The following is a 5,981-nucleotide window of genomic DNA, read 5'->3' on the forward strand; positions in this document are numbered from 1 at the left end:
CACGCCTTCGCCCGCGAACTCGGCGCGCGCTACCGCCTGCCGGTGGTGCTGGTCGACGAACGCTCCAGTTCGGTCGAGGCCGCGCAACGCTTCGCGGTGGACCGTGCCGCCGGCCGCAAGCGCCGCCGCGACGCCGCCGCGCTGGACGCGGTGGCCGCCGCGGTGATCGTGGAGCGCTGGCTGGCCGCGCCCGACGACGCCATTCCCCCTCCCTGATCCACTGCCCGGACCCGCCATGACTGATCCGCAACTCGATTCGAACGGGCGCCTGCGCCACCTGCTGACCCTGGAAGGGCTGCCGCGCGCGACCCTGCTGCAACTGCTGGACCGCGCCGGGCAGATCCGCGACGCGGCGGTGGGTCGGGTCGGCAAGCGCAACGTGCTGGCCGGCACCGCGGTGTGCACGCTGTTCTTCGAACCGTCCACGCGCACCCGCAGTTCGTTCCAGCTGGCCGCGCAGCGGCTCGGCGCCGACGTGCTGAACTTCGACGCCTCCACCTCGTCCACGCGCAAGGGCGAGACCGCGCGCGACACGCTGAAGAACCTGGAAGCGATGGGCGTGCGCGGCTTCGTCGTGCGCCACCCCGAGGACGGCGCGGTGGAGCGCCTGGCCGAGGCGGCGGGCGAGGGCACCGCGCTGATCAACGCCGGCGACGGCCGCAGCGCGCATCCCACCCAGGGCCTGCTCGACATGCTGACCCTGCGCCACGCCAAGGGCGGCGATTTCTCCAAGCTCAAGCTGGTCATCGTCGGCGACGTCAAGCACTCGCGGGTGGCACGCTCGGACCTGCACGCGCTGCGCACCCTCGGTGCCGGCGAAGTGCGCGTCTGCGGCCCGCGCGCGTTGCTGCCCGACGACGGCACCCTGGACGGCTGCGTGGTCGGCGAGGATTTCGACGCCATGCTCGACGGCGTGGACGCGGTGATGATGCTGCGCCTGCAGCGCGAGCGCATGGAGGAAGGCCTGGTGACCTCGCTGGAGGACTACCATGGCCAGTACGGCCTCACTGCCGAGCGGCTGCGCCGCGCGTCGAAGGACGCAGTGGTGCTGCATCCGGGGCCGATCAACCGCGGCGTGGAGATCACCGACGAGGTCGCCGACGGCGCGCAGTCGTGCATCCTGCGCCAGGTCGCCAACGGCGTGGCGGTGCGCATGGCGGTGCTGGAGACCTTGCTGGGCTGAGCCCGGCGCGCGTCGCCCTGCCGTCGTAGGAGCGGCGCTTGTCCCCCTCGGGGATCAGCCGCGACGGGCCTTCCCGGTAGCGCCCATCGCGGCTGAAGCCGCTGCTACTCCGTCTTGCCGAGCATCCGCTGCCGAAGGTGGCGAACGGCACATTCGCGCCACCCCCAATCGGCCTACCATCGGCGGCGATCCTCCCCACGGACGCCACCATGATCCTTGTCCTGCGCCGCGCTGCGTTCGCCGCGGCTTGTGTTTCCCTTGTCGCCGCCGCCCAGGCCGATGCCACCACTGCCGCCGCCGCGGATGGTGCCGGCACCTACGATCCGCAGGCGCTGTTCGCACCGCTGCAGTTGCCGCAGCCAGCCAACGCCTACCGCAGCGGCGGCGGCGTGCCCGGCCCGCAGTACTGGCAGAACCGCGCCGACTACGACCTGCACGCCACCCTGGAACCGGCCACGCACACCCTGCGCGGCCAGGAGACCATCACCTACAGCAACCGCAGCCCGGACACGCTGGACGTGCTGTGGCTGCAGCTGGACCAGAACCTGTACCGCAGCGATGCCCGCGCCCGCAACTTGCGCGCCGCGCGTGCCGACCGGCCCGCGCCGCAGAGCACCGAGGGCTATCGCATCGCCAAGGTGGAACTGGAGCAGGGCGGCAAGCGCGTGGCGGCCACCTTCCTGATCGACGACACACGCATGCGCGTGGATCTGCCGCAGCCGCTGGCCAGCGGCAAGGCGCTCAAGCTGCACATCGACTACGCCTACACCGTGCCCGGTACCTGGGGCGGCCGCACCGCGGTCACGCCCACCGCCGATGGCGACATCTACGAGATCGCGCAGTGGTATCCGCGCATGGCGGTGTACGACGACCTGCGCGGCTGGGACACCCAGCCCTACCTGGGCGCGGAGTTCTACCTGGAGTACGGCGATTTCGACTACGAGGTGACGGTGCCCTGGAACTACCTGGTGGCCGGTTCCGGCGAACTGGTGAATCCGGCGCAGGTGCTCACCGCCACCCAGCGCCAGCGCCTGGCGCAAGCCGCCGCCAGCGACAGCACGGTGACCATCCGCGGCGCCGATGAGGTGGGCAAGCCGGACAGTCGGCCCAGCGCCAGCGGCACCCAGACCTGGCGCTTCCACATGGACCACACCCGCGACGTCGCCTTCGCCGCCTCGCCGGCGTTCGTGTGGGATGCGGCGCGGATCAACCTGCCCGAAGGCAAGCATGCGCTGGCGATGTCGGTGTATCCGCGCAGCGCGGTCGGCAGCGACAAGTGGGGCCGCTCCACCGAGTTCGTCAAAGCCTCGATCGAGCACTTCTCGCGGTGGTATCCGTACCCGTGGCCGGCGGCGGTGAACCTGGGCGGCCACGGCGCCGGCATGGAGTATCCGGGCATCGTCTTCGACGACATGGAGGACGGCGGCAAGCAACTGTTCTGGATCACCGCGCACGAACTGGGCCACGGCTGGTTTCCGATGATCGTCGGCTCCAACGAGCGCCGCCATGCGTTCATGGACGAGGGCTTCAACACCTTCATCGACGTCTACGCCTCCGACGCGATCAACCATGGCGAATTCGCGCCCAAGCGCGATGGCGAGTACGCGCCCGGCGGCGGCAACCCGGTGGACGAGATCCTGCCACTGCTGGCCGACGCGCAGGCGCCGACCCTGCTCGATCGCGCCGACGCCACCAGCGAGAAATACCGGCATCCGCTGACCTACTTCAAGGGCGCGCTGGGCCTGGTGCTGCTGCGCGAACAGATCCTCGGTCCGGCGCGCTTCGATCCGGCGTTCCGCAAGTACATCGCCACCTGGGCCTACAAGCACCCGACGCCGTCGGATTTCTTCCGGCTGATGGAGAGCGAGGCCGGCGAGGACCTGAGCTGGTGGTGGCGCGGCTGGTATTTCAACAACTGGCAGCTGGACATGGGCGTGCGCGCGGCCGCTTACGTCGATCATGATCCGGCCAAGGGCCTGCTGGTGACCTTGGGCAGCCGCCAGAAGCTGGTGATGCCGGCGACCCTGCGCATCGACTTCGCCGACGGCAGCCATCTCGATCAGCGCGTGCCGGTGGAGACCTGGATGCAGCAGACCCAGCCGCAGATACGGGTGCCGAGTACGCAGAAGGTGCTGCACGTGACCCTGGATCCGGACCATGTGCTGCCCGACGCCGACCGCAGCGACAACCGCCTGGACACGGTGAGCTGAGCGCGTCGCGGCCATCCGGCGCCTGTTCGGCGTCGGATGGCTCGCGCAAACGTGCTGCGGCCGCAACATTCGCGGCCGCGCAGCGCCGGCGTGCGCTTGTCCCTGCGCGGTGCGCCGACGGCGATGGCGATGCGCGCGATGCACGGCCGTTCGCCGTCGTTGCCGGCGAGGTGCGTCCAACGCAGCGTGCGTGCGGGAAGCCTGTCCCCGGCTGTCGCTGTCTGTCTCCTGCGGACCGTGCGTGTCCGCTTGTCCTGTCCCGCGCGGCGAACGGAGCGCAGGGTTCCAGTTCTGCGTCGTGGCGATTGCGCGGGCCGCCGCGTGCATTCCAAGAATGCCGCCGGCCCCCACGCCCCGTGCCGGCGCATGCATGCACTGTCATGCGTCCTGCACTCATCGCGACAGATGGGAGAGACATCATGCAGCAGCAGTTCCGCAGGGGCGCACTGGCGCTCGCTCTGGCCGTCGGCGCCGCCCCGGCCTTCGCCGGCCCGGTCGGCTACGGCGCCAACACCACCGGTGGCGGCAACGCCATTCCGGTCAACGTCGCCACGATGGAGGCGATGCAGGCGGCGATCGACAACTACGCCGGCTCCGGCGGCCTGGTGCTCAACTACACCGGCAGCTTCAACTACGCCAGCATCACCGACGTATGCACGCAATGGAAGCTGCCGGCCAAGACCGTGCAGATCAAGAACAAGCGCGACATCACCATCAAGGGGGCGAACGGCTCCTCGGCCAACTTCGGCGTGCGCGTGGTCGGCAATTCGCACAACGTCATCATCCGCAACATGACCATCGGCCTGTTGCCCGGCGGCGAGGACGCCGATTCGATCTCGCTGGAAGGCAATTCCAGCGGCCAGCCGTCCAACATCTGGGTGGACCACAACACCATCTTCGCCTCGCTGACCAAATGCCCCGGCGCCGGCGACGCGTCCTTCGACGGCGGCATCGACATGAAGAAGGGCGTCAACCACGTCACCGTGTCGTACAACTACATCCACGACTACCAGAAGGTCGCGCTCAACGGCTACAGCGACAGCGATACCCAGAACGCCGCCGCGCGCACCACCTACCATCACAACCGCTTCGAGAACGTGGAATCGCGCCTGCCACTGCAGCGGCGCGGGTTGAGCCACATCTACAACAACTACTTCAACAACGTCTTCACCTCCGGCATCAACGTGCGCATGGGCGGGGTGGCGCTGATCGAAGCCAACTACTTCGAGAACATCAAGAACCCGGTGACCTCGCGCGACAGCAGCGAGATCGGCTACTGGGACCTGATCAACAACTACGTCGGCAGCGGCATCACCTGGACGGTGCCGGAGAGCACCAGCAAGCCCTACGCCAACGCCACCACCTGGATCTCGTCCAAGACCTATCCCGAGTCGCTGGGTTACATGTACACGGCGATCCCTGCCGCGCAGGTCAAGGCCAAGGTCATCGCCACCGCCGGTGCCGGCACCAACCTGGCCGAGTGAGGCACGCCGCCTCCGCGCCCGACGGCGCGGAGGCCGGTCGCCCGGGCGGTCGCGGATATATGCCGTTTACGACATTCTTGGTGTGCGCGTGGCAATGCCTGCGGCGGTAAGTGTGACGTGCGCCAGCGCCGATAGGGCGCCTTCTAATCCTTGTTTCACATGGAATTTACGGGGGGCGCAACGGTGGCGTGAGGGAGACGCGCAACGTGCACTTCGTAGTCACGATGCTGAGGGGATTTAGGAAACTGTGCGCAGTTGCGCATCAAGATTCCAGGCGGGTCGCCGTTACCTAGTACGAGTACCCGCATGGGACACCCCCGATGCGGCCGGTGCTGGAAGTGTCTTTTCCTTCTTCTCCGTCGCATCGCGCCCAGGCCGTTGGCCCGAGGGTGTCCTGCGCGATCCAGGTCGTGGCGCGGGCTGCTCTCCTTTTCTTACTTGGTGGCCCCTCATGATCGGAATCCTGCAACGCTACAACGTCGGGACGCGGCTCGCGTCCGCCTTCGGCGTCCTCATCCTGCTCTCCTGTGCGCTCGTCGTCGCCGGGCTGCTGACGCTGAAACAGGCGCGCGAGATGATGGACACCATCGTCAACCGGCGCATGCAGATCCTCGATTACACTGGCGAAATGCGCAATGCCAGCGCACAGGTGGCGGTCAATCTGCGCAACATCGTGCTGCCGACGACGCAGGAAGAGAACGAGCGGTTCGCCAAGGCCGTCGACCAGCAGCGCCGCTACTACGGCGAGGTCCACGACAAGCTCTATGCGATCCCGGTCAGCGATGCCACCGGCGCGCAGATGCGCAAGGCCATCGACGACGCCTACGATCGGACCCGTCTCGCCAACCAGAAGGTCCTGGACCTGGGCATGGCCAACAAGGCCGATGAGGCATTGAAAGTCCTGATGGCGGAGGCCGGACCGGCGACGCAGCAATGGCAGGAGGCGATCAATACCTATGCCGACCGGCAACGCACGCGCGGCGCCGAAGCCTACGCCAGCGCCAACGTCGCGATGGACCGCGGCCGCAGCCTGCTGGTGGCCGGTGGCGTGCTCGTGGTGCTGGTCAGCGGCCTGCTGGCCTGGCTGATCACCCGCAGCCTGAC

At 68.3% G+C, this 5,981-nt stretch carries 5 protein-coding genes; all 5 read left to right on the forward strand.

All coding sequences use genetic code 11. The features are described 5' to 3' along the window. Nucleotides 1-216 (forward strand): Holliday junction resolvase RuvX (gene ruvX / locus D180_RS13950; RefSeq protein WP_017913283.1); only part of this gene is annotated, 216 nt, incomplete at its 5' end. Between the two features lie 19 nt (nt 217-235). Beyond that, entirely contained in the window at nt 236-1,183 is a 948-nt protein-coding gene (locus tag D180_RS13955) for an aspartate carbamoyltransferase catalytic subunit (RefSeq protein WP_017913284.1), read from the forward strand. 209 nt (nt 1,184-1,392) lie between these two features. Continuing rightward, nucleotides 1,393-3,393 carry a M1 family metallopeptidase gene (locus D180_RS13960; protein WP_017913285.1) on the forward strand — a complete coding sequence of 667 codons (2,001 nt, stop codon included), beginning with the start codon at nt 1,393-1,395 and terminating at the stop codon, nt 3,391-3,393. A 419-nt stretch (nt 3,394-3,812) separates the two neighbouring features. Further along, nucleotides 3,813-4,877: a polysaccharide lyase family 1 protein gene (locus D180_RS13965; RefSeq protein WP_017913286.1), complete on the forward strand. Its 1,065-nt coding sequence runs from the start codon at nt 3,813-3,815 to the stop codon at nt 4,875-4,877. A gap of 451 nt (nt 4,878-5,328) precedes the next feature. Beyond that, on the forward strand, nt 5,329-5,981 hold a 653-nt coding region (locus D180_RS13970; protein ID WP_017913287.1), incomplete at its 3' end, for an MCP four helix bundle domain-containing protein.

Source organism: Xanthomonas sp. SHU 166 (genome assembly GCF_000364685.1).
Lineage (GTDB): Bacteria > Pseudomonadota > Gammaproteobacteria > Xanthomonadales > Xanthomonadaceae > Xanthomonas_A > Xanthomonas_A sontii.